We start from the raw sequence: 25968 nt of genomic DNA on the forward strand, positions 1-25968 counted from the left end.
AGGAAACCAAGCATGCGCATGAAGGCCGCCGTCCTGTTCGAGCAGGGGCTTCCCCGACCCTATGCGACGTCCCGCCCCATGGTGGTGGAGGAGGTCGAGCTCGACCCGCCCGGTCCCGGCGAGATGCTGATCGAGGTGGCCGCGGCCGGCCTGTGCCATTCGGACCTTTCGACCATCGAAAACCAGCGTCCGCGCCCGCTGCCGATCGTGATCGGCCATGAGGGTGCCGGCATCGTGCGCGAGGTCGGCCCCGGCGTCACCGACGTGAAGGAAGGGGACCACGTCGTCACCGTCTTCGCGCCGTCCTGCGGCAATTGCCGCTACTGCGTGCGCGGCCGGCCCAATATCTGCCCGACCGGCAATGCCTTCCGCGCGGCGGGGCAATTGCCGACCGGCACGCGGCGCCTGAAGCGCCTGGATGGCACGCCGATCAACCACAACAGCGGGTTGTCGCTCTATGCGCAGTATGCCGTGGTGGCGCGGCGCTCGGCGGTGAAGATCGGCAAGGACATCCCGCTCGACGATGCGGCGATCTTCGGTTGCGCGGTGATGACCGGCGCCGGCGCGGTGCTCAACACCGCCGGGCTGCGGGCTGGCGAGGCGGTCGCCGTGGTCGGCCTCGGCGGAGTCGGCATGAATGCGCTGTTCGGCGCGGTCGCGGCGGGGGCAGAGCGCATCGTCGCCATCGACACCAATCCGCAGAAGCTCGAACTGGCGAAGCAATGGGGTGCGACCGACGTCTTCCTCGCCGGCAACGAGGATTGCGCGGCGGCAGTGCGGGATGCGACCGACGGCGGCCTCGACACGGTGATCGAGACGGCGGGCAGCGTGCCCGCGATGCAGCTCGCCATCGCCATCACCGCGCGCGGCGGGGAGACGATCAGCGCCGGGCTGCCGAACATCAACGCGCAGGTCTCCTACCTGCACGCCAGCATGGTCAGCGAGGAGCGCAGCATCCGCGGCTCCTACATGGGATCCTGCGTGCCGGAGCGCGACCTGCCGCGGCTGCTCGGCCTCTATCGCCGCGGCAAGCTGCCGGTGGACAAGCTCAAGACCAGCCACATCACCTTCGATCAGATCAACGAGGGCTTCGACCTGCTGTCCGACGGCGCGGTGCTGCGGCAGATGCTGCGGCCGAACGCCTGACCTCCGGCCTGCCGGCGGCATGGGCGCATCCTGCCCATGTCGCGGGCAGAGGTGCCGCGCTTGCAACATCGTGGCGGCGTGGCAGGGTGGCGCGGATGCCGCGCCGCGCCGCCGCCTTTCCGACCCATCAGCGTTCGCGTGGCGGTGCCGCGCTGCGCTTCGCCGTCGCGCGCGGAGAGACGCGGCTTGCCGACCTCCATCAGGCGGCGCCGATGCGCGTCCTTTTCCCCACGCCGGAGCCCGGGGAACCGCCGCTGGCCGCGCTGGTGAACACGGCGGGCGGCCTCGCCGGCGGGGATGAGGTGAGGGTGGACGTCGCCCTCGGGCCGGGCGCGCATGGTTGCGTCAGCACGCCGGCGGCCGAGAAGGTCTATCGGAGCCTCGGGCCGGAGACGCGCATCGCCGCCCGGCTGGAGGTCGGCGAAGGCGCCACGCTCGAATGGCTGCCGCAGGAGACGATCCTGTTCGACGGTGCGCGCCTCACGCGGCGGCTCGATGTCGAACTCGCCCCCGGCGCGACGCTGCTGCTGGCGGAGATGCTCGTCTTCGGCCGCCACGCGCGCGGGGAGGCGTTGCGGGAGGGCAGCCTGCTCGACACCTGGCGCCTCCGCCGCGGCGGGTCGCTGGCCTGGGCGGATGGGCTGGCATTGGGGGAGGGGATGCGCGAACGGCTCGATGCCCCCTTCGGCTTCGCCGGGGCGGAGGCCTGCGCGACGCTGCTGGTCACCTCCGATGCCCCGCTCCAGGCGGCCCGCGATGCGGCGCGCAAGGCCGGCGCCGCCGCCACCCTGCCGCGTCCCGGCCTGATGGTGCTGCGCTGGCTGGGCGGTTCGGCGGAGGTGCGGGACGGTATGGCCGGCGCCATCCGTCTGCTGCGGGCGCGTGTCCTGGGCGCCGCGCCGGTGCTGCCGCGGCTGTGGACGTGTTGAGCAGAGGGCGGCCATGATGGCGCGCGGCTTGCAGCGCCGCGCGCCGGGTCGGCGGAGGAGCGGAAGCGGATGAACCTGACGCCTCGGGAAAAGGACAAGCTGCTCGTGGCGATGGCGGCGATCGTCGCGCGCCGGCGGCTGGAGCGTGGCCTCAAGCTGAACTTCCCCGAGGCGGTGGCGCTGATCACCGATTTCGTCGTGGAAGGCGCGCGCGACGGGCGCAGCGTGGCCGAGCTGATGCGCGACGGCGCCAGGGTGCTGTCGCGCGACCAGGTGATGGACGGCATCGCCGAGATGATCCACGAGATCCAGGCCGAAGCGACCTTCCCCGACGGCACGAAGCTGGTCACGGTGCATCAGCCGATCCGTGACGCGGAACCCGTCGCGGCCCAGGCCAAGGCTGCGGCGAAGAAGCCCGCCCGGCGTGCCGCCGCGAAGCCCGCGGCGAAGAAGCCCGCGAAGCGCGCCGCGGCGAAGCCGAAGCCCAAGGCGAAGCCCGCACCCGGGGCAAAGCGGCTCGCCGCGAAGGCGAAGCCCGCGGGCAAGGCGAAGGGAGCGCGCCGATGATCCCCGGCGAGATCCTCCCCGCCGCCGGTGAGATCGAGCTCAACGCCGATCGCATCGCCGTCGAGATCGAGGTTGCGAACACCGGCGACCGCCCCGTGCAGGTCGGCAGCCACTACCACTTCGCGGAGACCAACCCGCAATTGCGCTTCGACCGCGCGGTCGCGCGCGGGAAGCGGCTCGACATCGCCGCCGGCACCGCCGTGCGCTTCGAGCCCGGCCAGACCCGCAAGGTGCGGCTGATCCCCTTCGCCGGCGCGCGCATCGTGCACGGCTTCCGCGGCGAGACGGAAGGAGCGGTGTAGAGATGGCGACCAGGATCTCCCGCGCCGCCTATGCCGGCATGTACGGGCCGACCGTCGGCGACCGCGTCCGCCTCGCCGACACCGACATCGTCATCGAGGTCGAGAAGGACTTCACCACCTATGGCGAGGAGGTGAAGTTCGGCGGCGGCAAGGTCATCCGCGACGGCATGGGCCAGTCGCAGGTGACGCGCGCCGGCGGCGCGATGGACACCGTCATCACCAATGCGCTGATCCTCGATGCGGTCACCGGCATCGTGAAGGCGGATGTAGGCCTGAAGGACGGCCGCATCGCCGCCATCGGCAAGGCCGGCAACCCGGATACCCAGCCGGGCGTGACCATCATCATCGGCCCGGGCACCGAGATCATCGCCGGGGAAGGACGCATCCTGACCGCCGGCGGCATCGATCCGCACATCCATTTCATCTGCCCGCAGCAGATCGAGGAGGCGCTGGCCTCCGGCGTGACTTCGATGTTCGGCGGCGGCACCGGCCCGGCGCACGGCACGCTCGCCACCACCTGCACGCCGGGGCCCTGGCACCTCGCGCGCATGCTCCAGGCGGCGGAAGCCTTTCCGATGAATCTCGGCTTCCTCGGCAAGGGGAATGCCGCGCTGCCGGCGGCGCTGGAGGAACAGATCCGCGCCGGCGCCTGCGGCCTGAAGCTGCACGAGGACTGGGGCACCACGCCCAAGGCGATCGACACCTGCCTCTCGGTCGCCGATGCGATGGACATCCAGGTCGCCATCCACACCGACACGCTGAACGAATCCGGCTTCGTCGAGGAGACGATCAAGGCGATCCGCGGCCGCACCATCCAGGCCTTCCACACCGAAGGCGCCGGTGGCGGTCACGCCCCCGACATCCTGCGGCTGACCGGCGAGCCAGGCGTGCTGCCCAGCAGCACCAACCCCACCATGCCCTACACGGTGAACACGGTGGACGAGCATCTCGACATGCTCATGGTCTGCCACCACCTCGACCCGCGCATCGCCGAGGACGTCGCCTTCGCCGAAAGCCGCATCCGCAAGGAGACGATCGCGGCCGAGGACATCCTGCACGACCTCGGCGCGATCTCGATGATGTCCTCCGACAGCCAGGCCATGGGCCGGGTCGGGGAGGTCATCATCCGAACCTGGCAGACCGCCCACAAGATGAAGGCCCAGCGCGGCCGCCTGCCGGAGGAGCGCGGCGACAACGACAACCGCCGCGCGCTGCGCTACGTCGCCAAGTACACGATCAACCCGGCGATCTCCCAGGGCGTCGCCGAGCATGTCGGCAGTGTCGAGGTCGGCAAGCTCGCCGACCTGGTGCTCTGGAGCCCCGCCTTCTTCGGCGTGAAGCCGGAGATGGTGCTGAAGGGCGGAGCCATCGCCATGTCGCTGATGGGGGACCCGAACGCCTCGATCCCGACGCCGCAGCCGGTGCACTACCGCCCGATGTTCGGCGCCTTCGGCGCGGCGAGGCGGGCGACCTCGCTCACCTTCGTCTCCCAGGCGGCGATGGAGGAGGACCTTGCCGGCCGCATCGGCCTGACGCGGCCACTCGCGGCGGTGCGCAACTGCCGCGGCGGCATCGGCAAGCGCAGCATGCTGCACAACGACGCGCTGCCGCGCATCGAGGTCGATGCCGAGACCTACGAGGTGCGCGCCGACGGCGTGCTGCTCATCTGCGAACCCGCCAGGGTGCTGCCCATGGCGCAGCGCTACTTCCTGTTCTGAGGAGCACGCCATGCCGCAGGTCAGGCTGCCGCTGTCGGGCGACGTCACCCAGGTCATCAACCCGTGGACCTGGATCCTCCAGGGCAACCGGCTCAACCTGCTCACGGTGAATGTCGGCTATTCCGTCGATCCGGACCTCGAACAGGAGATCCTGGAAGGCGTGGGGAGCTACGGCCGGCAGATCGGCCACATCACCGAGGCATTGGAGGTCATCATTCGTCGCTCCGGATTGATCGAGAATCCCGACCTCCCGCGGGAGGAGAAGGATGCGCTGCTGTTGCTCCTGCAACAGGCCGCGGCGGTGCGCGAGGTGAAGAGGGGCGTCCGCGCAGGTGCCGCGCGGCGCGCCGCGGCATGAGCGAGAACATCCCCCGCGCGACGCGCGTCGCGCGTGCCGGAAGCTGGCCCGAGGCCGAAGCGCGCGACGCCGTGCTGGTCGATTTCGACGACCGCTATCGCCGCCGCAGGCTCTATACGGGGGATGGCGGCCTCGCCTTCCTGCTCGACCTGCCGGAAGCGACGGTGCTGCGCGACGGCGACGGGCTGGCGCTCGCCACCGGCGGCTTCGTGCGCGTGAAGGCGGCGCCCGAGCCGCTGGTCGAGATCACCGCCGACAGCCACGAGCATTTCGCGCGCCTCGCCTGGCACCTCGGCAACCGGCACCTGCCGACGCAGATCGCCGGCGACCGGCTGCTGATCCGCGACGACCATGTCATCGTCCACATGCTGGAAGGCCTCGGCGCGACGCTGCGCAAGGTGGACGCGCCCTTCGACCCGGAAGGCGGCGCCTATGGCGAGCACAACCACAACCCCGGCCACCAGCATCACCACCACCACCACGATCACGGCGACCACGACCATCACCACGACCACGAGCACTGCGACCACCACCACTGAGGCGCTTTACCGCCTGCTGGCCTGGCTCTCGCCGGCCTATCCGGTCGGCGCCTACACCTACAGCCACGGTCTGGAGGCGGCGGTGGAGGACGGCGCGGTGCGCAACCGCGACGACCTCGTCGCCTATGTGACGGCGGCGCTGCGCGACGGGGCAGGGCGGGTGGATGGCGCGCTGCTCGCCGCCGCGCACCGCGCCATGGCGGCGGGCAGGCCGCGCGCGCTGGATGCGGCGGCGGAACTCGGCGCCGCCTGGCGCGGCACGGCGGAGACGGCTCTCGAAGCCGAGGCGCAGGGCACCGCCTTCCTGTCGGTGACGCTCGCCGCCTGGCCGGAGCCGCGCCTCGCCGCCTTCGCCGCGCGGCATCCGCGTCGCATCGTCCATGCCGTCGCCTTCGGCGCGGCGGCGGCGGCGCATGGGGTGGATCTTCGTGCCGCGGGTTTCGGCTATCTTTCGGCCTTCGCGGCGAACCTCGTCTCGGCGGGCGTGCGGCTGGTGCCGCTCGGCCAGACCGACGGGCAGATGGCGACCGCCGCGCTGCTGCCGGTCGTCGCCGCGGCGACGGAGGCCGCGCTCGCCGCCGATCTCGACCGCCTGGGCACTGCCAGCCCGGCGCTCGACCTCTTCTCCATCCGTCACGAGACGCAATACACGAGGCTCTTCCGCTCATGAGCGCATCCGGTTCAGGCCAGACCTCCGCGCGCGACGCGCACCGCGGTCATCGGACGGCCCACGGCCCCTTCCGCGTCGGCATCGGTGGCCCCGTCGGCTCCGGCAAGACGGCGCTGACCGAGCGCCTCTGCAAGTTCCTGCGTGACCGCCATGACATCGCGGTCATCACCAACGACATCTACACCAAGGAGGATGCCGAGTTCCTGACCCGCGCCGGCGCGCTCGACCCCGAGCGCATCACCGGCGTCGAGACCGGCGGCTGCCCGCACACGGCGATCCGGGAGGATGCCTCGATCAACCTCGCCGCCGTGCACGACATGGTGGAGAAGTTCCCGGGCCTTGAGATCCTGTTCATCGAGAGCGGCGGCGACAACCTGGCCGCGACCTTCAGCCCCGAGCTCGCCGACCTGACGATCTACGTCATCGACGTCTCGGCGGGCGACAAGATCCCGCGCAAGGGCGGGCCGGGCATCACGCGGTCGGACCTGCTGGTGATCAACAAGATCGACCTCGCGCCGCTGGTCGGCGCCGACCTGTCGGTGATGGACCGCGACGCGCGGAAGATGCGCGGCAGGCGGCCCTTCGTCTTCACCAACCTGAAGAACGACCAGGGCGTGGCGGAGATCGCGGAGTTCGTCCTCCGCAGCGGGGGGATCGCCACGCCATGAACGACACGACGCGCCGCCATGCCGTCATCCTTGGCATGGGGCTGATGGGCTGCGACATCGCGGCGATCTTCCTCGCCGGCGGCTGGCGGGTGACGGCGGTCGAGACGGCGAAGGCGCGCTGGCCGGAGGCAGAGGCGCGTGTGCGGTCCTCGATCGCGCAGTTGGACGGCGACCCGGCGGAAGCGGCGCGGCTGACGCTGGTCGAGACCACGGAGGCGCCCGACTACGCCTCGGCCGAGATCGTCGTGGAGGCAGTGCCCGAGCGCCTGGCGCTGAAGCAGGACGTCTTCGCCCGCCTCGACACGCTGGTGCCGCCGCACATCCCGGTCGTCTCCAATGCTTCCGGCTACCGCATCACCGACATCGCCGGCCACATCGCGACCCGCGCGCGCTGCGCCAACCTGCACTTCTTCCTGCCGGCGCATCTGGTGCCGGGCGTCGAGGTCGTGCGTGGCGAACACACCGACCCTGCCATCTGCGACGCGGTCGCCGCCATCATGGACGGGCTCGGCCGCAAGGTGATCCGTGTGGCGAAGGACGTGCCGGGCTTCCTCGCCAACCGCATCCAGCACGCGCTGATGCGGGAGGCCTTCGCCGTCATCGACCAGGGCCTCGCCACCGCCGAGGACGTCGACAACGCTGTCCGCTATTGCTTCGGCTTCCGCTACGTCGCCGCCGGGCCGATCACGCAGAAGGAACTCGCCGGGCTGGAGACGCAGCTCGAGGCGGGCCGCACCATCTATCCCTCCCTCTGCAACAGCCCCGATCCCAGCCCCACCCTGGCGCGCCTGGTCGCCGAGAACCGGCTTGGCCCCAAGACCGGCCGCGGCTTCCGCGACTGGCCGGCGGACGTGACGGCAAAGGAACGAGCGCGTTACGAAAAGGCGCTGCTCGCCGCCGTCCGCATCCTGCGCGAGGAGGATTGAACGCGGCGCTTGACGGGCGCCCCGGCTGCCATGGACCCTCCGCTCCAAACCGAGGAGGCAACGCCATGGCTGATCCGATCCCGTATCGGCCGCTCGCGGAAGGCAGCCAGCCGCCCTACGACCTGCCCGCCTACGGCAGCACCCATGCCCGCCATCCGAAGGCGGCGCCGCTGCGCATCCCGCAGACGCTGACCGAGGTCTCGGCGCCGCGCTTCGCGCCCACCTGGTATGCGCCGCATGAGGACCTCTCGACCGTCGACGGCAAGGCGGCGCTGGGGGAGCGCATCATCGTCGCCGGCCGCGTGCTGGACGAGAACGGCCGCCCGGTGCCGGACGCCATGGTGGAGATCTGGCAGGCCAATGCCGCCGGCCGCTACCACCACCCGCGCGACCAGCACGATGCGCCGCTCGACCCGAATTTCCTCGGCCGCGGCCGCGTCTTCACGGATGCGGAGGGCAACTACCGCTTCACCACCGTGAAGCCGGGCGCCTATCCCTGGCGCAACCACTGGAACGCCTGGCGGCCGATCCACATCCATTTCGGCCTGCACGGCGCCGGCTTCGCGCAGCGCCTGGTGACGCAGATGTATTTTCCCGGCGACCCGCTGCTGGACCTCGACCCGATCTACCAGGGCAGCGGGGATGCGGAGGCGCGCAGCCGCCTCGTCGCCGCCTTCGACCTGCAGGTCACGCAGCCCGAATGGGCGCTCGGCTACCGCTTCGACATCGTGCTGCGCGGCCGTGCCGCCACGCCCTTCGAGAATGCCTGATATGATGCACGCCACCGCCAGCCAGACCGCCGGCCCCTACTGGCACATGATCGACTTCCCCGAATGGGCCGACCTGCTGCGCGCGGACGGCCCCAATGCCGGCGCGGCGGGGGAGCGCATCGTGCTCGCCGGCCGCATCACCGACGGCACCGGTGCGGCCGTCTCCGATGCCATGGTGGAGCTCTGGCAGGCCGATCCGGAGGGTCGCTACGACGCAGGCTTCCACGGCTTCGGCCGCTGCGCCACCGATCTTCAGGGTGGCTTCCGCTTCACCACGCTGAAGCCGGGCGCCGTGCCGGGCCCCGGCAACAGCACCCAGGCACCGCACATCGTGATTTCGATCTTCGCCCGCGGCCTGATGCGCGCGCTGGTGACGCGTGCCTATTTCGCCGGCGACGTGCTGCTGGCGCAGGATCCGATCCTCGCCCTGGTGCCCGAGGCCCGTCGCGATACGCTGATCGCACGCCCGGCGGGCAATGGCGAATGGCGCCTCGACATACGGTTGCAGGGGGAAGGGGAAACCGTCTTCCTGGACGTCTGACCGCGTTGCGGCGCAGCACGAATCTGCACATTGCCGTTGCCCGCGCCATGGTGCAGCATTCCCTGAGCCGCGAAACAGCGGCGGGGAGTGGACGAACAGGAATGACGACGGCGCTTGCATGGCGACCGAACCCTGATCGCGTGGAGCGCCCGGTGGAATGATCCCGGGCGCGTGCCTCTCCTTTCGACACTCATCGTCATGGAGGCCGCCCGCGTGAAGCCGACGGACATTGCGTCCCCGGAGTATTTCCACAAGGTCGTAGATTGCCAGTGGGCCTGCCCGGCCCATACGCCGGTCCCGGAATACATCCGCATGATCGCGGCGGGGCGCTACGCCGACGCCTACATGGTCAACTGGCATTCCAACGTCTTCCCCGGTATCCTCGGCCGCACCTGCGACCGCCCGTGCGAGCCCGCCTGCCGCCGCGGCCGGGTGGAGGAGGAACCGGTCGCCATCTGCCGCCTCAAGCGCGTCGCCGCCGACAACAAGGGCGATGTGAGCGGGCGGATGCCCGTGATACCCGAGGCGCGGAACGGCAGGCGGATCGCCTGCGTCGGCGCCGGGCCGGCGAGCCTGACGGTCGCGCGCGACCTTGCGCCGCTGGGGTACGAGATCCACATCTTCGACGGCGAAGCGAAGGCCGGCGGCTTTATCCGCCAGCAGATCCCGCGCTTCCGCCTGCCGGAGGAAGTGATCGACGAGGAATGCGGCTACATCCTCGATCGCGGCGGCGTGGTCAGCCACATGAACCGCCGCGTGGACAGCCTGAAGGCGCTGCTGGCGGAAGGCTACGACGCGGTCTTCGTCGGCTCCGGAGCGCCGCGCGGGCGTGAGCTGGACGTGCCCGGCCGCAAGGAGGCCGCGGCGAACATCCATCTCGGCATCGACTGGCTGGCCTCGGTCTCCTTCGGGCATGTCAGCTCGGTCGGCAGGCGCGTCATCGTGCTCGGCGGCGGCAACACGGCGATGGATTGCTGCCGTTCCGCCCGCCGCCTCGGCGGGGAGGAGGTCAAGGTCGTCGTCCGTTCCGGCTTCGAGGAAATGAAGGCGTCCCCCTGGGAGAAGGAGGACGCGATGAACGAAGGCATCCCGATCCTCAACTTCCTCGTGCCGAAGCAGGTGCTGCACGACAATGGCCGCCTCACCGGCATGGTGTTCGAGAAGGTCGCCGCGCAATACGACGACAAGGGCCGCCGCTCGCTGCTGCCGACCGGCGAGCCGGATGTCACCATCGACTGCGACACCGTGCTGGTCGCCATCGGGCAGGAGAACGCCTTCCCCTGGATCGAGCGCGACGCCGGCGTCGAATTCGACCGCTGGGGCCTGCCGAAGCTCGACGAAGCGAGCCTGCAATCCACCCATCCGCAGGTCTTCTTCGGCGGCGATGCCGCCTTCGGCCCGAAGAACATCATCTGGGCCGTGGCGCATGGGCACCAGGCGGCGGTCTCGATCGACCTGCTCTGCAAGGGCGAGGACGTCACGCGGCGTCCGCCGCCCGAGACGCACCTCGCCAGCCAGAAGATGGGCATCCACGAATGGGCCTATGACAACGAGGTCTCGCTCGACCTGCGCTTCAAGGTGCCGCATCTGCCGGCGGACAAGGCGCTGCGCGACATCGCCGCGGAGGTCGAGCTCGGCTTCGACCGGGAGATGGCCTATCACGAGACGCAGCGCTGCCTGAACTGCGACGTGCAGACGGTGTTCACGGCCAAGCTCTGCATCGAGTGCGACGCCTGCGTGGACATCTGCCCGACCGACTGCATCACCTTCACCGAGAACGGCGAGGAGGAGGAGCTGCGCACGCGGCTCAAGGCGCCGGCGGTGAACACCTACCAGGATCTCTACGTCCAGGATGGCCTCAAGACGGGCCGTGTCATGGTCAAGGACGAGGACGTCTGCCTGCACTGCGGCATGTGCGCCGAGCGCTGCCCGACCGGTGCCTGGGACATGCAGAAGTTCCTGCTCGAGACCGCGAAGCCGAAGGCGCACGCATGCCACAGCCGATAACCGCGACGAACGACTTCGTCGTCAAGTTCGCCAACGTCAACGGGTCCGGTTCCGCTTCCGCCAACGGGCTCTTCGCGAAATCGATCATGCGCATGGGCGTGCCCATCGCATCGCGCAACATCTTCCCGTCCAACATCCAGGGCCTGCCGACCTGGTTCGAGGTCCGCGTCAGCGAAGCCGGCCACATGGGCCGGCGCGGCGGCGTGGACATGATGGTCGCGATGAACCCGCAGACCTGGGACCGCGACGTCGCGGAGATCGAACCCGGCGGCTACCTCTTCTATGACTCGACGCGGCCGATGCCGAAGTCGAGGTTCCGCGACGACATCACCGTCATCGGCGTGCCGCTGACGGAGATCACCAACGCCGCCTATTCCGATCCGCGGCAGCGGCAGCTCTTCAAGAACATCGTCTATCTCGGCGCCCTCTCCGCCCTGCTCGACATGGAGGTGGAGGCGGTGCAGCAATCCATCGCCGCGCAGTTCAAGGGCAAGGAGAAGCTGATCCCGGCGAACTTCGCCGCGCTGGAGATGGGCCGCGACTGGGCGCAGCAGAACCTCGCCTGCCCGATCGGGCTGAGGCTGAAGCGCGCCGATGCCGTCGGCGACCGCATCTTCGTGGACGGCAACCAGGCCGCCGCGCTCGGCGCCGTCTATGGCGGTGCGACGGTCTGCGCCTGGTATCCGATCACTCCCTCGACCTCGCTCGCCGAGGCCTTCGAGAAGCATTGCGGCCGCCTGCGCAAGGACCCCGAGACGGGTGCGAAGCGCTACGCCATCGTGCAGGCGGAGGACGAGCTCGCCTCCATCGGCATGGTGGTCGGCGCGGCGTGGAACGGCGCGCGCGCCTTCACCGCGACCTCGGGCCCCGGCGTTTCGCTGATGCAGGAATTCCTCGGCCTCGCCTATTTCGCCGAGATCCCCGCGGTGCTCTTCGACGTGCAGCGCGCCGGACCCTCCACCGGCATGCCGACGCGCACGCAGCAGTCGGACGTACTCTCCGCCGCCTATGCGAGCCACGGCGACACCAAGCATGTGCTCCTCTTTCCCGAGGATCCGAACGAGTGCTTCGCCTTCGGCGCCGATGCCTTCGACCTCGCGGACCGGCTGCAGACACCGATCTTCGTCATGCTCGATCTCGACATCGGCATGAATGACTGGCTCTGCGCGCCCTTCGCCTGGGATCCCGATCGCAGGATGGATCGCGGCAAGGTGCTGACCGCGGCCGACCTCGAGATGGTGGCGGGCTTCGGACGATACCGCGACGTGGACGGGGACGGCATTCCCTACCGCACCTGGCCGGGCACGCACCCGGAGAAGGGCGCCTTCTTCACGCGCGGCACATCGCGCGACCGGGAAGCGCGGTACACCGAGGACGGCGGCCCCTATGTGGACAACATGCAGCGCCTGCTGAAGAAGCTGCGCACGGCGCGATCCCTGGTACCGCGGCCGATCGCGACACCGGCGAAGGAAAAGGCGCGCGACGGCGTGATCTTCTACGGCTCCACCTCCGCCGCGATGCGGGAGGCGCTGGCGGCGCTCGATGCGCAGGGCATCCATCTCGATGCCATGCGCATCCGGGCGTTCCCCTTCCATGACGACGTCGCCGAGTTCATCGCCGCGCATGACCGCGTCTTCGTGGTGGAGCAGAATCGCGACGCCCAGTTGCGCACCCTCCTCATCAACGAGGAGGAGATCGACCCCGCGCGGCTGGTGCCGGTGCTGCACTACGACGGCACGCCGATCACGGCGCGCTTCATCCGGGCCGCCATCGCCGACCGCGCATCGACGGCCAATGTCCTGCCCTTCCGCAAGGCCACGCCATGAGCTACCTGCCGAAGCCGAAGCTCCACCACCCGAAGCTGCCGACCAACGCGATCGGCCTGACGCGGCGCGACTACGAAGGCGCGATCAGCACGCTTTGCGCCGGCTGCGGGCATGATTCGATCAGCGCGGCGATCATCCAGGCCTGCTTCAACCTGTCGCTGCCGCCGCACCGCATCGCCAAGCTCTCCGGCATCGGCTGTTCGTCCAAGACGCCGACCTACTTCCTCGGCGCGGCGCACGGCTTCAACTCGGTGCATGGACGCATGCCCTCGGTGCTGACCGGCGCCTATCTCGCCAACCGGGAGCTCATCTATCTCGGCGTCTCCGGCGACGGCGACAGCGCCTCGATCGGCTTCGGCCAGTTCGCGCACAGCATCCGCCGCGGCGTGAACATGACCTACATCGTCGAGAACAACGGCGTGTACGGGCTGACCAAGGGGCAGTTCTCCGCCACCTCCGACCTCGGCTCGGTGGCGAAGAAGGGGGCGGTGAACACCGACCAGCCGATCGACCTCGCCGCCATCGCGGTGCAGCTCGGCGCCACCTTCGTCGCGCGTTCCTTCTCCGGCGACAAGGAACAGCTCGTGCCGCTGATCGAGGCCGCGCTGCTGCACGAGGGCGCCGCCTTCCTCGACGTCATCAGCCCCTGCGTCGCCTTCAACAACCACCCGGGCAGCACGAAGTCCTACGACTACGTGCGCGAGCACAATGACGCGCTGAACCGGCTCGACGTCATGCTGCCGCGGCAGGAGATCACCGCCTCCTACGCGCCGGGCGAGGTGACCGAGGTGACGCAGCACGACGGTTCCGTGCTCCGCCTGCGCAAGCTGCACGCGGACCACGACCCGACGGACCGCGCCTCCGCCATGCACCAGATCATGGAGCGCAAGGCGGCCGGCGAGATCCTGACCGGCCTGATCTATGTCGATCCGAACCCCACCGCACTGCATGAGCACCTCGGCACCATCCCCGCGCCGCTGAACGCGCTGGGCGATGCGGAGCTCTGCCCGGGCGTCGAGGCGTTGGACCGCATCAACGCCTCGCTGCGCTGAGCGGCGCGTCATGGCCTGGCGGTCCACGCTGTTCCGGGACCGGCAGGAGGCCGGCGAACGGCTGGTGCCCCTGCTGCGGGACCTCGGGCTGGACCGGCCCATCGTCTATGGCCTGCTGCGCGGCGGTGCGGCGGTCGCCGCCCCCATCGCCGCGGCGCTCGGTGCGCCCTTGCAGCCCTTCCTGGTGCGCAAGCTGGGCGTGCCCTGGCAGCCCGAGCTCGCCTTCGGCGCCCTCGCCGAAGGCGCGGCGGAACCGGTGCTGAACCAGGATGTCGTCACCCTCTGCGGCCTGACGCCCGCCCAGATGTCCCGCATCCAGGCGGAGCAGGCGCAGGAGCTCGCGCGCCGCCAGGCGGTCTATCTGCATGGCCGCGAACGGCTCGATCCGCGCGGCCGCGCCGCCATCCTGGTGGATGACGGGCTCGCCACCGGCGCCTCCGCCCGCGCCGCCCTGCGCGCGCTGCGCGGGCGGGGCGCGGCGCCGCTCATCCTCGCCATCCCGGTCGCGCCGCGCGAGAGCATCGATTCGCTCTCCGCCGAAGCCGACCGCATCGTCTGCGCCGAGGTCTCCTCCATCCCCTTCGGCATCGGTGGCTGCTACGGCGACTTCCACCAGCTCGAGGACGAGGAGGTGCTCGCCCTGCTCGCCGCCGCGGAAGGACCGCCCCAGCCATGACGACCATTCCGGCGCGCGGCTTGCCGCGCCAGGCGATCCTCGCCGAACTCGAGGAGCGCAAGCGCGGCGACCGCTCCTGGCGGCAAGGGAAGCTCGCCGTCTACTTCTACTGGCTCGACGAGGAGCTGGAGCGCGTCCAGCAGGAAGCCTATCTCGCCTTCTGGACGGAGAACAACCTCGGCCAGCGCGCCTTTCCCAGCCTGAAGTCGCTGGAGGAGGAGGTGATCGCCATGGCGCTCTCGCTGTTGGGCGGCGGCGCGGCATCGGGCGGCACCTTCACCTCGGGCGGGTCGGAGAGCATCTTCCTCGCCCTGATGGCGGCACGGAACCGGGCGCGATCGCGGCGTCGCGTCACCCGGCCGAACATCGTCCTGCCTGACAGCGCGCACCTCACCTTCGACCGCGCGGCCGAGGCGCTCGGCATCGAGGCACGCCGCGTGCCCGTCGGCCCCGCCCTGCGCGCCGGCGTTGCCGCGATGGCCGCGCGCATGGATGCCGACACCGTGGCGCTGGTCGGCTCGGCGCCGAACTACCCCTTCGGCACCTTCGACCCGATACCGGAGCTCGCGGCGCTCGCCGCCGCGCGCGGCGTGTGGATGCATGTCGATGCCTGCGTCGGCGGATTCCTCGCACCCTATGTCCGGCGTCTCGGGCACGACATCCCGCCGTTCGAACTCTCCGTGCCGGGCGTGACCTCGCTCTCGGCCGACATCCACAAGCACGGCATGGCGCCGAAGGGTGCTTCCCTGCTGCTGGTTGCGGATGCCGCCGACCGCGAATGGCACAAGTTCGAAAGCCGTGCCTGGCAGCGCGGACCCTACGCCGCCTACACGACGCAGGGCACCCGGCCCGGCGGCGCGGTGGCCGCCGCCTGGGCGGCGATGAGCCACCTCGGGGAGGAAGGCTATCTCCGCTGCGCCCGCCTCATCATGGAGGCGAAGACGATCATGACCGCCGGCATCTCAGCGATCCCGGGGCTCGAGATCCTGGCGCCGAGCGATCTCGGCATCTTCGTCTGGCGCTCGGTCGATCCGGCGCTCGACATCGGCAAGGTCGCCGCGGCGATGGATGCCGAAGGCTGGCTGGTCGGCCGCCAGCAGGAGCCCGATGGCATCCACCTGCACCTCAACCCGATCCATCGCCGCTTCGCCGAGGACTACGTCGCCGCCGTCTCCCGCGCCGTCGGCGCCGCACGGGCGGGGGAGGGCGCGCGCATGGGCGCGAACGAGCGGACCTACTGATGCCAACGGCGGCTATTCGCGACCGCTGATATCCGCCTTTTCGTGCCCTCGGAAGCCGGGCGCAAACCTCCGGTTTGCTCGGCTTCGCCGGACCACCGGCGGGCCGCATTCCGGATGCCCAGTCACGTTGCAAGGCAACGTGACTGGGTGCCCGTCGCGGCCTCGGCACGAGTGAAGAACTCGTGCCGCTCGTATGATACCGGCCAGCCATTCGGCTGACCCGGCATCAGCGACTTGGCCTCGCGCTCGGCCGCCCACCAGCCCCGCGCGCCATGCCGCTACAGGAACTTGTGGACGATATCGGTCGAGGATCTCTCGCCGATCGCGTCGAAATGCGCGGCGAGGAACTGCTCCGCCCGCTGCACGCCCAATTCACGCAGATGATGCAGGAAGCCGCGGCTGGCATTCATCTTGGACGATGCGTTCAGCGACGCCAGCTCCTCCTCCGCGTCGATCGTGTGGATGAAGCAGCGCAGATGACGGTCCTTCGGCAGCTCGCCCTTGTCGATCAGGTCGGTCACGAAGCGGATCATGCGCATCTCGCGCATCAGGGAGGAGTTGAAGGCGAGCGTGTTCATCCGGTCGACGATGTCGCGGATGTCGCGCGGCACCTCGGGGATGTTGATCGGGTTGAGCTGCACGATGAGGATATCCGGCGCCCCGCCCATGTAGATCACCGGAAAGATCGGCGGATTGCCGCAATAGCCGCCGTCCCAGTAGTGCTGGCCCTCCACCTCGACCGCCTGGAACAGCAGCGGCACGCAGGCCGAGGCCATCACCGCGTTGGCGCTCATCTCGCTGCGCTCGAACACCCGCAGCCGCCCGGTCAGCACGTTGGTCGCGCAGACGAAGAGGGCCGGGCCCGGCGCGCTGCGCAGCCGGGCGAAATCCACCACCTTCTCGATCAGCTCGTGCAGCCCGTTGCGGTTCCCGGGGTTCAGCTCATAGGGCGAGAACTGCCGCATCAGCACGTCGGCCATCCGCCAGGCCGGCGAGAAATCCATGTTGCCGGGACTGAACATCAGGTCGATCGGCGTCGGCTGCACCGGCGACAGGGTGAACATGTCGGCGACACCCTCCCAGAAGGCGTCGAGCATGCGGCGCGCTTCCGCCGGGCCGCCGGCGATCAGCCCGTCGGCGACGATCGCCGCGTTCATCGCACCGGCGCTGGTGCCGACCAGCGCCTCGACCTCCAGCCGGTCGTCCGCGAGCAGCCGGTCGAGCACGCCCCAGGTGAAGGCACCGTGCGACCCGCCGCCCTGCAGCGCGAGCTTGATCCTCTTGCGGTTCCCCTGCGTCATGCGGGTCCTACTTGCTGTCGAGCCGCGTCACCGGCGACCAGTCGTCCGGCCGGCCGCCGGGATAGCGGGCGAGCCGCGCGGCATAGGCCGCGACCAGCGGATCCTTCGCCGGGTCGCCGGCCTCGCGCAGAGCCGCGGCGGCGGCGTCGAACTGCCCGGCCCGCCAGCGGCGGATCGCCTCGCCCCAGGCCGGCAGCCGCGCCACCAGCGCGGGGTCGGCGAGCAGCGGCGCATCCTTCGGATCGGCGGCGACCGACAGACCGACCAGCTCATGCACCTCGACCGGGTCCTGCGTGCCCTTGGCCAGCACCAGGTCCACCGGGCGGAAGACGAAGCCGCTGCCGGCGCCGAGCCGCGTCTGCTCCGAGACGAGGATCTGCGTGCCGTACATCTTGTTCATGCCCTCGAGCCGCGAGGCGAGGTTCACCATCGACCCGATCGCCGTATAGGCCATGCGGTCGGAGGAGCCGACATTGCCCACCACCGCCTCCCCGGTGTGCAGCCCGAAGCGGGTGTGCAGCCGCGGCCAGCCGCGGGCCGCGAATTCCTCCTCCAGCCGCTGCGTCAGCAGCCGGGCGCGCAGCGCGGCCCGGCAGCCGTGCAGGGCATGCGCGAGGTCGCGCTTCGGCGCGTTCCAGATCGCCATCACCGCGTCGCCGATATACTTGTCGATGGTCGCGTGCTGCTCGAGCAGGTCGTCGGTGAGCTCCTGGAAATAGCTGGAGGTGACCCGCATCAGTTCTTCCGGGTCCATCCGCTCCGCGATGCTGGTGAAGCCCTGCACGTCGCTGAACATCACCGTCAGCCGCCGCCGCTCGCCGCCGAGCTCGGCCTCGGCGCCCTCGGCCATCAGCTTGCGCACCAGGTCGCGCGGGACATAGACGCTGAACAGGCGCAGCGCAGCCTTCATGCCGCCCATCGCCTCCGCCAGCCGCTCCACCTCCGTGATGCGCGACTGGAGTTGCAGCGGCTGCGCGAGGTCGAGCCGGCGGATCGCCTCCGCCTCCCGCGCCAGCATGCCGAGCGGATGCGCCACCCGCCAGGAGACGACACCGAGGCCAACCAGCCCCATCGCCAGCGCGCCGAGCGCGAGCAGCGTGCCGTTGCGGATGCCGCGGTCGATCCCCGCGGTGAAGTCGGACAGCGGCGCGAGCACGCCGGCGAGCACGCGCGGAGCAACGAAATCCTCGACCGCGGCGAGGTGGACCATGTGGTCGACGCCACCGATCGGCAGCATGTGCATCCCGCCCGGCGCGAGCCGTGCCTCGGCATAGGCGCTCCAGAGCGCGCGCATCGCCGGATCGCCGCTCGCCGCCAGCGTGGTCCAGCTGGTCCGCCCGCCCTGCGATGCCGGCTGCACCGCGTGCTGCGGGTCCTGGTGGCCGAGCAGGATGCCGTCCTCGGTGAACAGCACCGTGATCGCGTTCGGGCTGACCTTGTGGGCGGCAAGGAAGCCGCCGAGATCCGCCAGCGCCAGGTCGAGCCCGACCGCCCCGCCGCCGGCGAGGCCATGGCTGACCGTCAGGCCGGGCCGGCCGAGCAGCGGCAGGTCATAGAGCGTGGAGACATGCACGCCTGGCTCGCGCGCCTGCAGCACCCAGCTCAGCCCTCGCGCATCCCCCGCGCCGCGCGGCGCCAATGCGCGGCCGCGCGGTCCGCCCTGGGCGTCGAGGAAGGTCCAGCTCTCCGGCGTCGCCGCCTCCGCCGGCACCCGCCGCATGGCGAAGACCGCGCCGGTGGGGCGCGGTGCCGGCGCGGCGCCCTCGGGCAGCGCGGCGAGCCGCAGCACCTGATGCAGCGCACCGTCGGGCAGCACCACGCTGACCGCGAGCACCGGGGTCTCCGCGATCAATGCCCCGAGCGCAGGTTCGAGCGCCGCGCCGGCCTCGGCCGGCATGCGCGCGAGCACGGCGGCATGGCCGAGCAGCGGGTGGATCAGGCCGCGCGTGCTGGCCGCCGTGGCGGCCGCGGCGGCGGCGAGGTGGCGCTCGGCGGTCTCCTGCGCGGCGCGGGATCCGGCGTCGCGGAAGCCGACCACCACCATGGCGACCGCGGCGACGAAGACAAGGCTGAAGGCGGTGAGGATGGTGACGGTGAAGTTGAGGTGCGGCCGCAGCCTCATGGTGCCGCCCCGGCCCAGGCCAGCAATGCCTCGGCATCCGCCGGGTCCATGGTGTCGAGCGCGGCCGCACCCGCCTCCGGCGTCGCGGGTGCGAGGCCGAGGCGTGCCGCGGCCTCGCGATAGGTGGCGATCTGCGCCGCCCGCGCCGCACCGAGGCCGAGCGCCTGCGCCGGCGGGGAGGGCGGCGGCATCAGCCGGAGCAGCGCGAGGCGCGCGACGTGCCCCGCCACGGTCTCCGCCGCCGGCTGCCCGGCCGCTTCGAGTTCGAGCGCCAGCAGCCGGCTCAACCGCAGGCCGAGGTTGGGCAGGCTGCTGCCGAACAGGTCCGCCTCCCGCGCCAGGCGGCAGAGCAGGTCGGGTGCCTCCTCCTCCGCCCAGGGCCAGGTCGTCGCCAGGATGATGCGGCGCAGCTCCGCGATGGCCTCGGGCGGCACGCCGTGCTGCGCCGCGATGGCGGCGGCCACCTCGGCGGAGCGGCGCTCCAGCGCGCCGCGCTCCGTGTAGACGCGCCCGTCATGCAGCAGGTCATGCGCGGCCATGGCGGCGACGGCGAGTTCGGCTTCCTCCGTGTCGATCAGGCCGAGCCGTCGCGCGGCCCCGGCGAGCCACCCCATGGCGATCGCCGCCTCCGCCTGATGGTGGCGGTCGTGATAGGCGGGCTCGGTCCCTGGTGCGAAGGCGGCGCCGTGGCGTTCCACCGCATCGGCGATGGCGAAGGCGGCCCGGGTCAGGGGGGACGGCGCGGGCGGCCTGCCCGTGGCTTCCGCGAGCGCCTCGGCAACGGCCGCACGCATCCGCGGCGGGCCGGCGCGGCGCGCGATCAGGACCTGCTCCGCGGCCGTGAGCGCCGCCAGGGGCGCGGGCTCGCGGAAGGCGCGGTCCAATACGTCGTTGCTCGTCTCGGCCGGTGCGGCCATGACCCCCGCCGGAGGTGGACGGGCCCATCCTAGCCCGCCGGGGGACGTTCCTGGAAAGCCCCCGCATGGGGGCCACCGCGATCAGGCGACCGCCGCCTGCGGGCCGAGGCCCAGCGTCTCCCGCATGCGGCCCAGCATCTCGCGCGCCTTGTCGCCGAGTTCCTCCTCCGGACCCGCCACGTGCTCGACGGTGGCGAGCGCCTTGCGCCGGTCGGCGGCGGCGGCGAGCAGGGTGGGCAGGGCGGCGAGCGCTTCCTCCCGCGCCATGGTGACGATGACGGTCTGCTCGCGGATGATCGCCTGGCGTGCCGAGGGGCTCATGCCGACGAAGGGCGCCTCGGTGGTGAGCAGCGCATTCGACCGCGCGAGGCGCGAGCGCCGCACGCCGCCGCGCGCATCGGCCAGCAGGATCATCATCCGGATCACCGCCTCGGCATAGCCGCCCTCGGCCACCTTGCTGCGGGCATCGGCGAGCTGCGCCGGCTCGACCGAGACCGAGCGGCGCGCCGCCTCGGCCTCCGCCGCCTCGTCGTCGCCGGTGACGCCGATGGCGGCGAGGCCGCCGTAGATGGCGTGGAAGGCGGTCTCGATCCAGGCGTCGCGCCTGTCGCGCCAGCCGTCGATGCTGCGCTCGACGCTGTCGGCCCAGGCCTTCTCGATCGCGAGGAAGGGGTTGTCCGCCGCCGCCGGGGCGCGGTTGTCCCGCGCCATGGCGGCCATCGCCCGCACCGGCATCATGAAGGGGTTGAGGTCGCTGAACATGTAGCGCCGCATGCGCATCGGGCTGAGCTGCCGGCGCATCTCGGCCCCGTTCTCGGTGGCGAGCTGCCGCACGATGGGCGAGACCAGGACGTCATAGAGGCTCTGGTTCATCTCCGAGATCTTGGCGACCGCGGGAAAGGCCTCGTTGCCCGCCTCGCCCGACAGGGCGCGGATGTCGGCGATCTTCCGCTCGACGAGCTCGACCTGCCATTCCTCGTTGCTGCCGCTGCCGGCATGGCCGGTGATCTGCATCTCGTAGAGGCCCGGCGCGACCGCCTCGATCATCTCGAGCGTTGTCGCGATCTCGGTGTGTTCCTTCTTGGCGATCTTGCCGGAGACGAAGATGCCGAGATGGCCGATCTCGGAATGCAGCAGGTAGACGATGGTCTGGCCGAGCGACTTGATCTCCTGCTCGTCGCGATAGACGTCGGCGATCCAGCGCAGCGCCTGGCCGACCGGCGTGATGTTGTCGCCGGAGGAGGCGAAGACGATGACCGGCGCCTTCACCTCCCGCATGTTGAAGGTCTCGCCGCCGCCGGAGGCGATCTGGCCGGAGGAGAAGCGATTGCCGATGAAGAGGTTGTCGACGATCCAGCGGATCTCGTCACGAGTCATCAGGAAGTAGCCGCCCCACCAGCGCTCGAATTCGAGGAAGCGGTCGGCTTCGGTGTCGACCTGCGCGTAGAGGTCGAAATACTTGCGGAACCAGGTGTTGCCGGGCGAAAGGCTCTCGAAGTTCGCGACCAGCGAGGCGCCGTCGAACTTGCCGTTGCCGAGATCCGCCATCATCGAGGAAGGCCAGCCGCCGCCGGCCAGCCCGCCGAGGTAGCGCATCGGGTTGCGCCCCTTCTCACCGGCCCAGTAGGAAAGGGGGGCGCCGTTCAGCACCAGCGCGCCGACGGATTCCGGGGCGGCGGCGCCGAGCATCATGGTCGCCCAGCCGCCCTGGCAATTGCCGATGACGACCGGCTTCGGCGCCTTGGGGTGGTCCTGCGCGATGCGGGCGAGGAAGACCGATTCGGCCGCCGTCACGTCGAGGATCGTCTGCCCCTTCTCCGGTTCGCGGTAGAAGATGACGAAGTAGACAGGATGGCCGCGGCGCAGCGCGACGCCCACCTGGCTGTCGCTCTTGAAGCCGCCAATGCCGGCGCCGTGGCCGGCGCGCGGATCGATGATGACGAAGGGGCGCAGCGCCGGGTCGGTGGCCGGGTAGCCCTCGGGCGGCTTGATGCGTACCAGCGCGTAGTTGACCGGGCGGGCCAGCTTGCGGCCATCCACCACCGTTTCGTAGTCGAAGACCAGCACCGGCGGGCAGCCTGCCTTCTCATGCTCGACGAAGTTGTTCCCCGCCTGGCGCATCACGTCCCAGAACAGCAGCCAGCGCTGCGCCGCGTCGGTCGCATAGGCCTGGGCGTCCTGCGCCAGCGTCGCCGGCGTGCGGGCGAAGCGCGCGGCGAGATCCTTCAGCGCCGGCGCGGCCGTGCCCGGCGCCGGCGGCAGCAGGGCCGCGCCATGCCGGCCGACCACCTCGGCCAGCGTGCGCACCTGGTCCAGCACGCGTGTCGTCGTCTCGGTGGCCTTGTCCAGCAGTTCGCGCGTGGGCAGGCTCGGTGTGGCGTCCATGGGGAACTCCGTTCTACGGCCGTCTCTGCCCGCCCGAGGGGGGCTGGTTCAAGCGTTTTCGCTGCGCTGCAGCAAAGCGAGCACGTGCCGGGCGATCATGCCTTCCTCGTCGGTCGGCCGCACCAGGACACGGGTCGCCGCGCCGGGCGACGAGATCTCGGGCGCATTGGCGGCGTTGCGCTCGGCATCCACGGCGATGCCGAGGAAGCCGAGGCCGTCGCAGATCCGCGCCCGCAGGTTGCGAGCGTTCTCCCCGATTCCGGCGGTGAAGACCAGGGCGTCGATGCCGCCGAGCGCCGCGGCGAGCGCGCCGATCTCCCGACGCACCCGCCAGACGTAGTAGGACAGCGCCTGCGCGGCGCGGGGATCCTCGCTCTTTTCGAGGTCCCGCACGTCCTGGCTGATGCCGGACATGCCCTTGAGGCCGGCATTGCCGTAGAGCAGCCCGGTGAGGTCGGCCGCATCCATGCCTTCCGTCAGCATCAGGTGCAGCAGCACGCCGGGATCGATCTGCCCGCAGCGCGTGCCCATCGGCACGCCGTCGAGCGCGGTGAAGCCCATGGTGCTGTCCACGCTGCGCCCGTTGCGGATGGCGCAGAGCGAGGAGCCGTTGCCGAGATGGGCCACCACGACGCGCCCGGCGGCGAGCGCCGGCTCCTCCTCGGCGAGGAGATGCGAGATGTATTCGTAGGACAGGCCGTGGAAGCCGTAGCGCCGGATGCCGCGGGCGTAGAAATCGGGCGGCAGGGCGAAGGTATCGGCCTCCCAGGCATGGGCGCGATGGAAGGCGGTGTCGAAGCAGGCGATCTGAGGCACGCCGGGGAAGCGGCGCGTCGCCGCCTCGATGCCCGCGATGTTGTGCGGCTGGTGCAGCGGCGCGAGCGACATCAGCGCGCGCAGCCGCTCCATCGCCCCATCGTCCACCAGCATCGGGTCGGCGAGATCGGGCCCGCCATGCACCACGCGATGGCCGACCGCGATGATGCGGCGTCCCTCGATGGACGGCCCGATGCCCTCCATGATGCGCACCAGCGCCGTGACATGGTCGGCGACATCCGGGCCGGGCCAGCGGTGGTCGGCGAGCACATGGCGCCGCGCATCGCGCGCGATCAGGTGCGGGGAGGCGCCGATGCCTTCCATCTGCCCGTCGAGGCGGGTCTCGGCATGGTCGCCGACGACCTCGAACAGCTCGAACTTGATCGAGGAGGAGCCGGCGTTGAGGACGAGGACCGCGTCGCTCATCACGCGCCGAGCTCCGGCACCAGGCAATGCCCGGTCCGCCGCCAATGCCCGTAGAGCACCGCGAGCGCCGCGGACATCAGCCGCGCATGCTCGTCGTCGGCGCGGCTGGTCAGCATCACCGGCACCTTGGCGCCGACCACCAGCCCGCCGGTATCGGCCTGGGAGAGGAAGACGAGCTGCTTCGCCAGCATGTTGCCGGCCTCGAGATTGGGCGCCACCAGCACGTCGGCGCGGCCGGCGACGGTGGAATGGATGCCCTTGGTGCGCGCCGCCTCCAGGTCCACCGCATTGTCCATGGCGAGCGGCCCGTCCACCAGCCCGCCCTTGATCTGGCCGCGATCGGCCATCTTGGCGAGCACCGCGGCGTCGATCGTCGAGGGAATGGCCGGGTTGATCGTCTCGACCGCCGAAAGGATGCCCACCCGCGGTTCCTTCATCCCGATCGCGTTGGCGAGGTCGATCGCGTTCTGCACGATGTCGGCCTTGGTCATGAGGTCGGGCAGGATGTTGATCGCCGCGTCGGTGATCAGCATCAGCCCCTCGTGGCCGGGGATGTCGAGCACGAAGACGTGGCTGATCCGCCGGCCCGCGCGCAGGCCCCCATCGGCCTTGGTGACGTGGCGCAGCACCTCGTCGGAATGGATGTTGCCCTTCATCACCGCCTCGGCGCGGCCTTCATGCACCAGGCAGACGGCGCGGGCGGGGGCGTCGTGGGCGCTCGCCACCGCCTCGATGCACACGCCCGACAGGTCCCAGCCGAGCTTCTCCGCCTCGGCGCGGATCACCGCCTCGGGCCCGACCAGGATGGGCTCGATCAGGCCCTCCTTGGTCGCCTCCCAGGCGCCGCCGAGGGAGTTCTCGTCGGTCGGCGCGGCGATCGCGGTCGGCATCGGCGGGATGCCGCGGCAGGCCTGCAGCAGGCGGGAGAACTTGCCGCGCCGCAGCAGGGTGAGCTCGGGGATGACGACGCCGTCGGTCACCAGCCTCACCGCGGGTGGGTTGACCTCCGCCGTGCCGTCGGCGACGAGCGTTCCGTCCTCCTTCACCAGCCGGCAGTCCATCACGAGCAGGTTGCCGGGCCGCTTCTCGCGCACCGTTACGGTCGCGACCACGGCCTCGCCGGCCTGCACGCGGGCATGGAAGTGCAGCTCCTGCGACTGATACACGGTGCCCGGCCCGGGCAGCTTGTTGCCGAGCACGGCGGAGAAGAGCGAGCCGCACCACATGGCGGGCGCGACCGGCGCCTGGCCGGTTTCCTGTTCCGATTCGCCGGGCAGGTGCACCGGGTTCAGGTTGCCCGAGGCATGGGCGAAGACCACCAGGTCGTTCGGCGTGCAGACGCGGGTCGCGCTCGCGCTCTCGCCGACCTTGATGTCATCCCAGGAACGTCCGACCAGGGCAGGGGCGGTGAGGCTCACAGCGTCATCTCCGGAACGTCGTTGTCGAACATGAGGGGGGCGGCGGTGGCGGCGAGGATCTCCTCCAGCGCCACGCCCGGCGCGCGTTCGCGCAGGACCAGCCCCTCGGGCGTCGGCTCGATCACGGCGAGGTCGGTGACCACCAGGCTCACCGGCCGGGCGGAGGTCGGCGGCAGGGTCAACTCGGGGACGATCTTCGCTTCGCCCTTCGCCGCGTGCTGCATCGCCACCACCACCCGCTTCGCGCCGCTGACGAGGTCCATCGCCCCGCCCATGCCGGCGACCATCTTCCCCGGCACCATCCAGTTCGCGAGTCGTCCCTTGGCATCCACCTGCAGCCCGCCGAGCACCGTCATCGCCAGGTGCCCGCCGCGGATCAGCGCGAAGGAGGTCGCGCTGTCGAAGGCGAAGGCGCCAGGCAGGGCGGAGATGAAGCCGCCGCCGGCGTCGGTCAGGTTCGGGTCTTCCATGCCTTCCGGCGGACGGGCGCCGAAGCCGATGATGCCGTTCTCGCTCTGGAAGGCGACGAGCATCCCTTCGGGTACGTAGCGCGCGACCATGGTCGGCAGCCCGATGCCGAGGTTCACCAGAGTGCGGTCGCGCAGCTCCTGCGCGACGCGGCGGGCGATGATCTCCTTGGCGTCCAT

Annotated in this window: 23 protein-coding genes and 1 pseudogene; 17 read left to right on the forward strand and 7 right to left on the reverse strand. The window is 70.8% G+C overall.

Annotated elements, in window-relative coordinates:
- Positions 1-12: 12 nt before the first annotated feature.
- The 17 genes and pseudogenes from GXW74_RS00215 to GXW74_RS00295 all read left to right on the forward strand — a co-directional run bounded on the left by GXW74_RS00215 (position 13) and on the right by GXW74_RS00295 (position 15936).
- Complete coding sequence (locus GXW74_RS00215) at positions 13-1146, forward strand: zinc-dependent alcohol dehydrogenase family protein (protein ID WP_211844260.1); 1134 nt, start codon at positions 13-15, stop codon at positions 1144-1146.
- 95 nt (positions 1147-1241) lie between these two features.
- Positions 1242-2075, forward strand: coding sequence for an urease accessory protein UreD (locus GXW74_RS00220; RefSeq protein ID WP_211844261.1), 834 nt, complete (start codon positions 1242-1244; stop codon positions 2073-2075).
- Positions 2076-2144: 69 nt separating this feature from the next.
- Positions 2145-2444, forward strand: a pseudogene (locus tag GXW74_RS00225) (urease subunit gamma); the annotation flags it as partial.
- Between the two features lie 194 nt (positions 2445-2638).
- Positions 2639-2944 carry an urease subunit beta gene (locus tag GXW74_RS00230; protein WP_211844262.1) on the forward strand — a complete coding sequence of 102 codons (306 nt, stop codon included), beginning with the start codon at positions 2639-2641 and terminating at the stop codon, positions 2942-2944.
- A 2-nt stretch (positions 2945-2946) separates the two neighbouring features.
- Positions 2947-4662 carry an urease subunit alpha gene (gene ureC, locus GXW74_RS00235; protein ID WP_211844263.1) on the forward strand — a complete coding sequence of 572 codons (1716 nt, stop codon included), beginning with the start codon at positions 2947-2949 and terminating at the stop codon, positions 4660-4662.
- A 10-nt stretch (positions 4663-4672) separates the two neighbouring features.
- Positions 4673-5020: a hypothetical protein gene (locus tag GXW74_RS00240; RefSeq protein ID WP_211844264.1), complete on the forward strand. Its 348-nt coding sequence runs from the start codon at positions 4673-4675 to the stop codon at positions 5018-5020.
- A complete protein-coding gene (locus tag GXW74_RS00245; RefSeq protein ID WP_211844265.1) occupies positions 5017-5559 on the forward strand; it encodes an urease accessory protein UreE in 543 nt (180 codons plus the stop codon). Before GXW74_RS00240 ends, GXW74_RS00245 begins: the two co-directional genes overlap by 4 nt.
- Positions 5453-6229 (forward strand): urease accessory protein UreF, encoded by a 777-nt coding sequence (locus GXW74_RS00250; protein ID WP_211844266.1) that lies wholly within the window; start codon positions 5453-5455, stop codon positions 6227-6229. Before GXW74_RS00245 ends, GXW74_RS00250 begins: the two co-directional genes overlap by 107 nt.
- The gene (gene ureG / locus GXW74_RS00255) at positions 6226-6897 is read left to right on the forward strand and encodes an urease accessory protein UreG (protein ID WP_211844267.1); all 672 of its coding nucleotides are present in this window, start codon (positions 6226-6228) and stop codon (positions 6895-6897) included. The genes GXW74_RS00250 and ureG overlap by 4 nt, the downstream gene beginning before the upstream one ends.
- A complete protein-coding gene (locus GXW74_RS00260; protein WP_211844268.1) occupies positions 6894-7823 on the forward strand; it encodes a 3-hydroxyacyl-CoA dehydrogenase family protein in 930 nt (309 codons plus the stop codon). Before ureG ends, GXW74_RS00260 begins: the two co-directional genes overlap by 4 nt.
- A gap of 65 nt (positions 7824-7888) precedes the next feature.
- The gene (gene pcaH, locus GXW74_RS00265) at positions 7889-8593 is read left to right on the forward strand and encodes a protocatechuate 3,4-dioxygenase subunit beta (protein WP_211844269.1); all 705 of its coding nucleotides are present in this window, start codon (positions 7889-7891) and stop codon (positions 8591-8593) included.
- Position 8594: 1 nt separating this feature from the next.
- Positions 8595-9134, forward strand: a complete 540-nt coding sequence (gene pcaG / locus GXW74_RS00270; protein ID WP_246522701.1) for a protocatechuate 3,4-dioxygenase subunit alpha — start codon at positions 8595-8597, stop codon at positions 9132-9134.
- Between the two features lie 171 nt (positions 9135-9305).
- On the forward strand, positions 9306-11141 hold the full coding sequence (locus GXW74_RS00275; protein WP_338148099.1) for an FAD-dependent oxidoreductase: 1836 nt from the start codon (positions 9306-9308) through the stop codon (positions 11139-11141).
- Positions 11126-12967 (forward strand): 2-oxoacid:acceptor oxidoreductase subunit alpha, encoded by a 1842-nt coding sequence (locus GXW74_RS00280; RefSeq protein ID WP_211844270.1) that lies wholly within the window; start codon positions 11126-11128, stop codon positions 12965-12967. The genes GXW74_RS00275 and GXW74_RS00280 overlap by 16 nt, the downstream gene beginning before the upstream one ends.
- On the forward strand, positions 12964-14019 hold the full coding sequence (locus tag GXW74_RS00285) for a 2-oxoacid:ferredoxin oxidoreductase subunit beta (protein ID WP_211844271.1): 1056 nt from the start codon (positions 12964-12966) through the stop codon (positions 14017-14019). Before GXW74_RS00280 ends, GXW74_RS00285 begins: the two co-directional genes overlap by 4 nt.
- A 10-nt stretch (positions 14020-14029) precedes the next feature.
- Complete coding sequence (locus GXW74_RS00290; RefSeq protein WP_211844272.1) at positions 14030-14695, forward strand: phosphoribosyltransferase; 666 nt, start codon at positions 14030-14032, stop codon at positions 14693-14695.
- Entirely contained in the window at positions 14692-15936 is a 1245-nt protein-coding gene (locus GXW74_RS00295) for a pyridoxal phosphate-dependent decarboxylase family protein (RefSeq protein ID WP_211844273.1), read from the forward strand. The genes GXW74_RS00290 and GXW74_RS00295 overlap by 4 nt, the downstream gene beginning before the upstream one ends.
- A 278-nt stretch (positions 15937-16214) precedes the next feature.
- Here the strand turns inward: GXW74_RS00295 and GXW74_RS00300 are convergent, their stop codons facing one another.
- The 7 genes from GXW74_RS00300 to GXW74_RS00330 all read right to left on the reverse strand — a co-directional run bounded on the left by GXW74_RS00300 (position 16215) and on the right by GXW74_RS00330 (position 25968).
- On the reverse strand, positions 16215-17237 hold the full coding sequence (locus GXW74_RS00300) for a patatin-like phospholipase family protein (RefSeq protein WP_211844274.1): 1023 nt from the start codon (positions 17235-17237) through the stop codon (positions 16215-16217).
- A 7-nt stretch (positions 17238-17244) separates the two neighbouring features.
- Complete coding sequence (locus GXW74_RS28285; RefSeq protein WP_211844275.1) at positions 17245-19359, reverse strand: adenylate/guanylate cyclase domain-containing protein; 2115 nt, start codon at positions 19357-19359, stop codon at positions 17245-17247.
- The gene (locus GXW74_RS00310) at positions 19356-20276 is read right to left on the reverse strand and encodes a hypothetical protein (protein ID WP_211844276.1); all 921 of its coding nucleotides are present in this window, start codon (positions 20274-20276) and stop codon (positions 19356-19358) included. Before GXW74_RS00310 ends, GXW74_RS28285 begins: the two co-directional genes overlap by 4 nt.
- An 81-nt stretch (positions 20277-20357) precedes the next feature.
- On the reverse strand, positions 20358-22661 hold the full coding sequence (locus tag GXW74_RS00315; RefSeq protein ID WP_211844277.1) for a DUF3141 domain-containing protein: 2304 nt from the start codon (positions 22659-22661) through the stop codon (positions 20358-20360).
- 48 nt (positions 22662-22709) lie between these two features.
- The gene (locus GXW74_RS00320) at positions 22710-23903 is read right to left on the reverse strand and encodes an acetate/propionate family kinase (protein WP_211844278.1); all 1194 of its coding nucleotides are present in this window, start codon (positions 23901-23903) and stop codon (positions 22710-22712) included.
- Positions 23903-25321, reverse strand: a complete 1419-nt coding sequence (locus GXW74_RS00325) for a bifunctional enoyl-CoA hydratase/phosphate acetyltransferase (protein WP_211844279.1) — start codon at positions 25319-25321, stop codon at positions 23903-23905. Before GXW74_RS00325 ends, GXW74_RS00320 begins: the two co-directional genes overlap by 1 nt.
- Entirely contained in the window at positions 25318-25968 is a 651-nt protein-coding gene (locus tag GXW74_RS00330; RefSeq protein ID WP_211844280.1) for a 3-oxoacid CoA-transferase subunit B, read from the reverse strand. The genes GXW74_RS00325 and GXW74_RS00330 overlap by 4 nt, the downstream gene beginning before the upstream one ends.

Origin of the sequence: Neoroseomonas eburnea (assembly GCF_018129005.1) — a bacterium.
Classification (GTDB): domain Bacteria; phylum Pseudomonadota; class Alphaproteobacteria; order Acetobacterales; family Acetobacteraceae; genus Neoroseomonas; species Neoroseomonas eburnea.

Excerpts from the sequence above, each read along its gene's own strand:
- GXW74_RS00215 (WP_211844260.1), top strand. The coding sequence starts at position 13 with ATGCGCATGAAGGCCGCCGTCCTGTTCGAGCAGGGGCTTCCCCGACCC.
- GXW74_RS00220 (WP_211844261.1), top strand. The coding sequence starts at position 1,242 with ATGCCGCGCCGCGCCGCCGCCTTTCCGACCCATCAGCGTTCGCGTGGC.
- GXW74_RS00230 (WP_211844262.1), top strand. The coding sequence starts at position 2,639 with ATGATCCCCGGCGAGATCCTCCCCGCCGCCGGTGAGATCGAGCTCAAC.
- ureC (WP_211844263.1), top strand. The coding sequence starts at position 2,947 with ATGGCGACCAGGATCTCCCGCGCCGCCTATGCCGGCATGTACGGGCCG.
- GXW74_RS00240 (WP_211844264.1), top strand. The coding sequence starts at position 4,673 with ATGCCGCAGGTCAGGCTGCCGCTGTCGGGCGACGTCACCCAGGTCATC.
- GXW74_RS00245 (WP_211844265.1), top strand. The coding sequence starts at position 5,017 with ATGAGCGAGAACATCCCCCGCGCGACGCGCGTCGCGCGTGCCGGAAGC.
- GXW74_RS00250 (WP_211844266.1), top strand. The coding sequence starts at position 5,453 with ATGGCGAGCACAACCACAACCCCGGCCACCAGCATCACCACCACCACC.
- ureG (WP_211844267.1), top strand. The coding sequence starts at position 6,226 with ATGAGCGCATCCGGTTCAGGCCAGACCTCCGCGCGCGACGCGCACCGC.
- GXW74_RS00260 (WP_211844268.1), top strand. The coding sequence starts at position 6,894 with ATGAACGACACGACGCGCCGCCATGCCGTCATCCTTGGCATGGGGCTG.
- pcaH (WP_211844269.1), top strand. The coding sequence starts at position 7,889 with ATGGCTGATCCGATCCCGTATCGGCCGCTCGCGGAAGGCAGCCAGCCG.
- pcaG (WP_246522701.1), top strand. The coding sequence starts at position 8,595 with ATGATGCACGCCACCGCCAGCCAGACCGCCGGCCCCTACTGGCACATG.
- GXW74_RS00280 (WP_211844270.1), top strand. The coding sequence starts at position 11,126 with ATGCCACAGCCGATAACCGCGACGAACGACTTCGTCGTCAAGTTCGCC.
- GXW74_RS00285 (WP_211844271.1), top strand. The coding sequence starts at position 12,964 with ATGAGCTACCTGCCGAAGCCGAAGCTCCACCACCCGAAGCTGCCGACC.
- GXW74_RS00290 (WP_211844272.1), top strand. The coding sequence starts at position 14,030 with ATGGCCTGGCGGTCCACGCTGTTCCGGGACCGGCAGGAGGCCGGCGAA.
- GXW74_RS00295 (WP_211844273.1), top strand. The coding sequence starts at position 14,692 with ATGACGACCATTCCGGCGCGCGGCTTGCCGCGCCAGGCGATCCTCGCC.
- GXW74_RS00300 (WP_211844274.1), bottom strand. The coding sequence starts at position 17,237 with ATGACGCAGGGGAACCGCAAGAGGATCAAGCTCGCGCTGCAGGGCGGC.
- GXW74_RS28285 (WP_211844275.1), bottom strand. The coding sequence starts at position 19,359 with ATGAGGCTGCGGCCGCACCTCAACTTCACCGTCACCATCCTCACCGCC.
- GXW74_RS00310 (WP_211844276.1), bottom strand. The coding sequence starts at position 20,276 with ATGGCCGCACCGGCCGAGACGAGCAACGACGTATTGGACCGCGCCTTC.
- GXW74_RS00315 (WP_211844277.1), bottom strand. The coding sequence starts at position 22,661 with ATGGACGCCACACCGAGCCTGCCCACGCGCGAACTGCTGGACAAGGCC.
- GXW74_RS00320 (WP_211844278.1), bottom strand. The coding sequence starts at position 23,903 with ATGAGCGACGCGGTCCTCGTCCTCAACGCCGGCTCCTCCTCGATCAAG.
- GXW74_RS00330 (WP_211844280.1), bottom strand. The coding sequence starts at position 25,968 with ATGGACGCCAAGGAGATCATCGCCCGCCGCGTCGCGCAGGAGCTGCGC.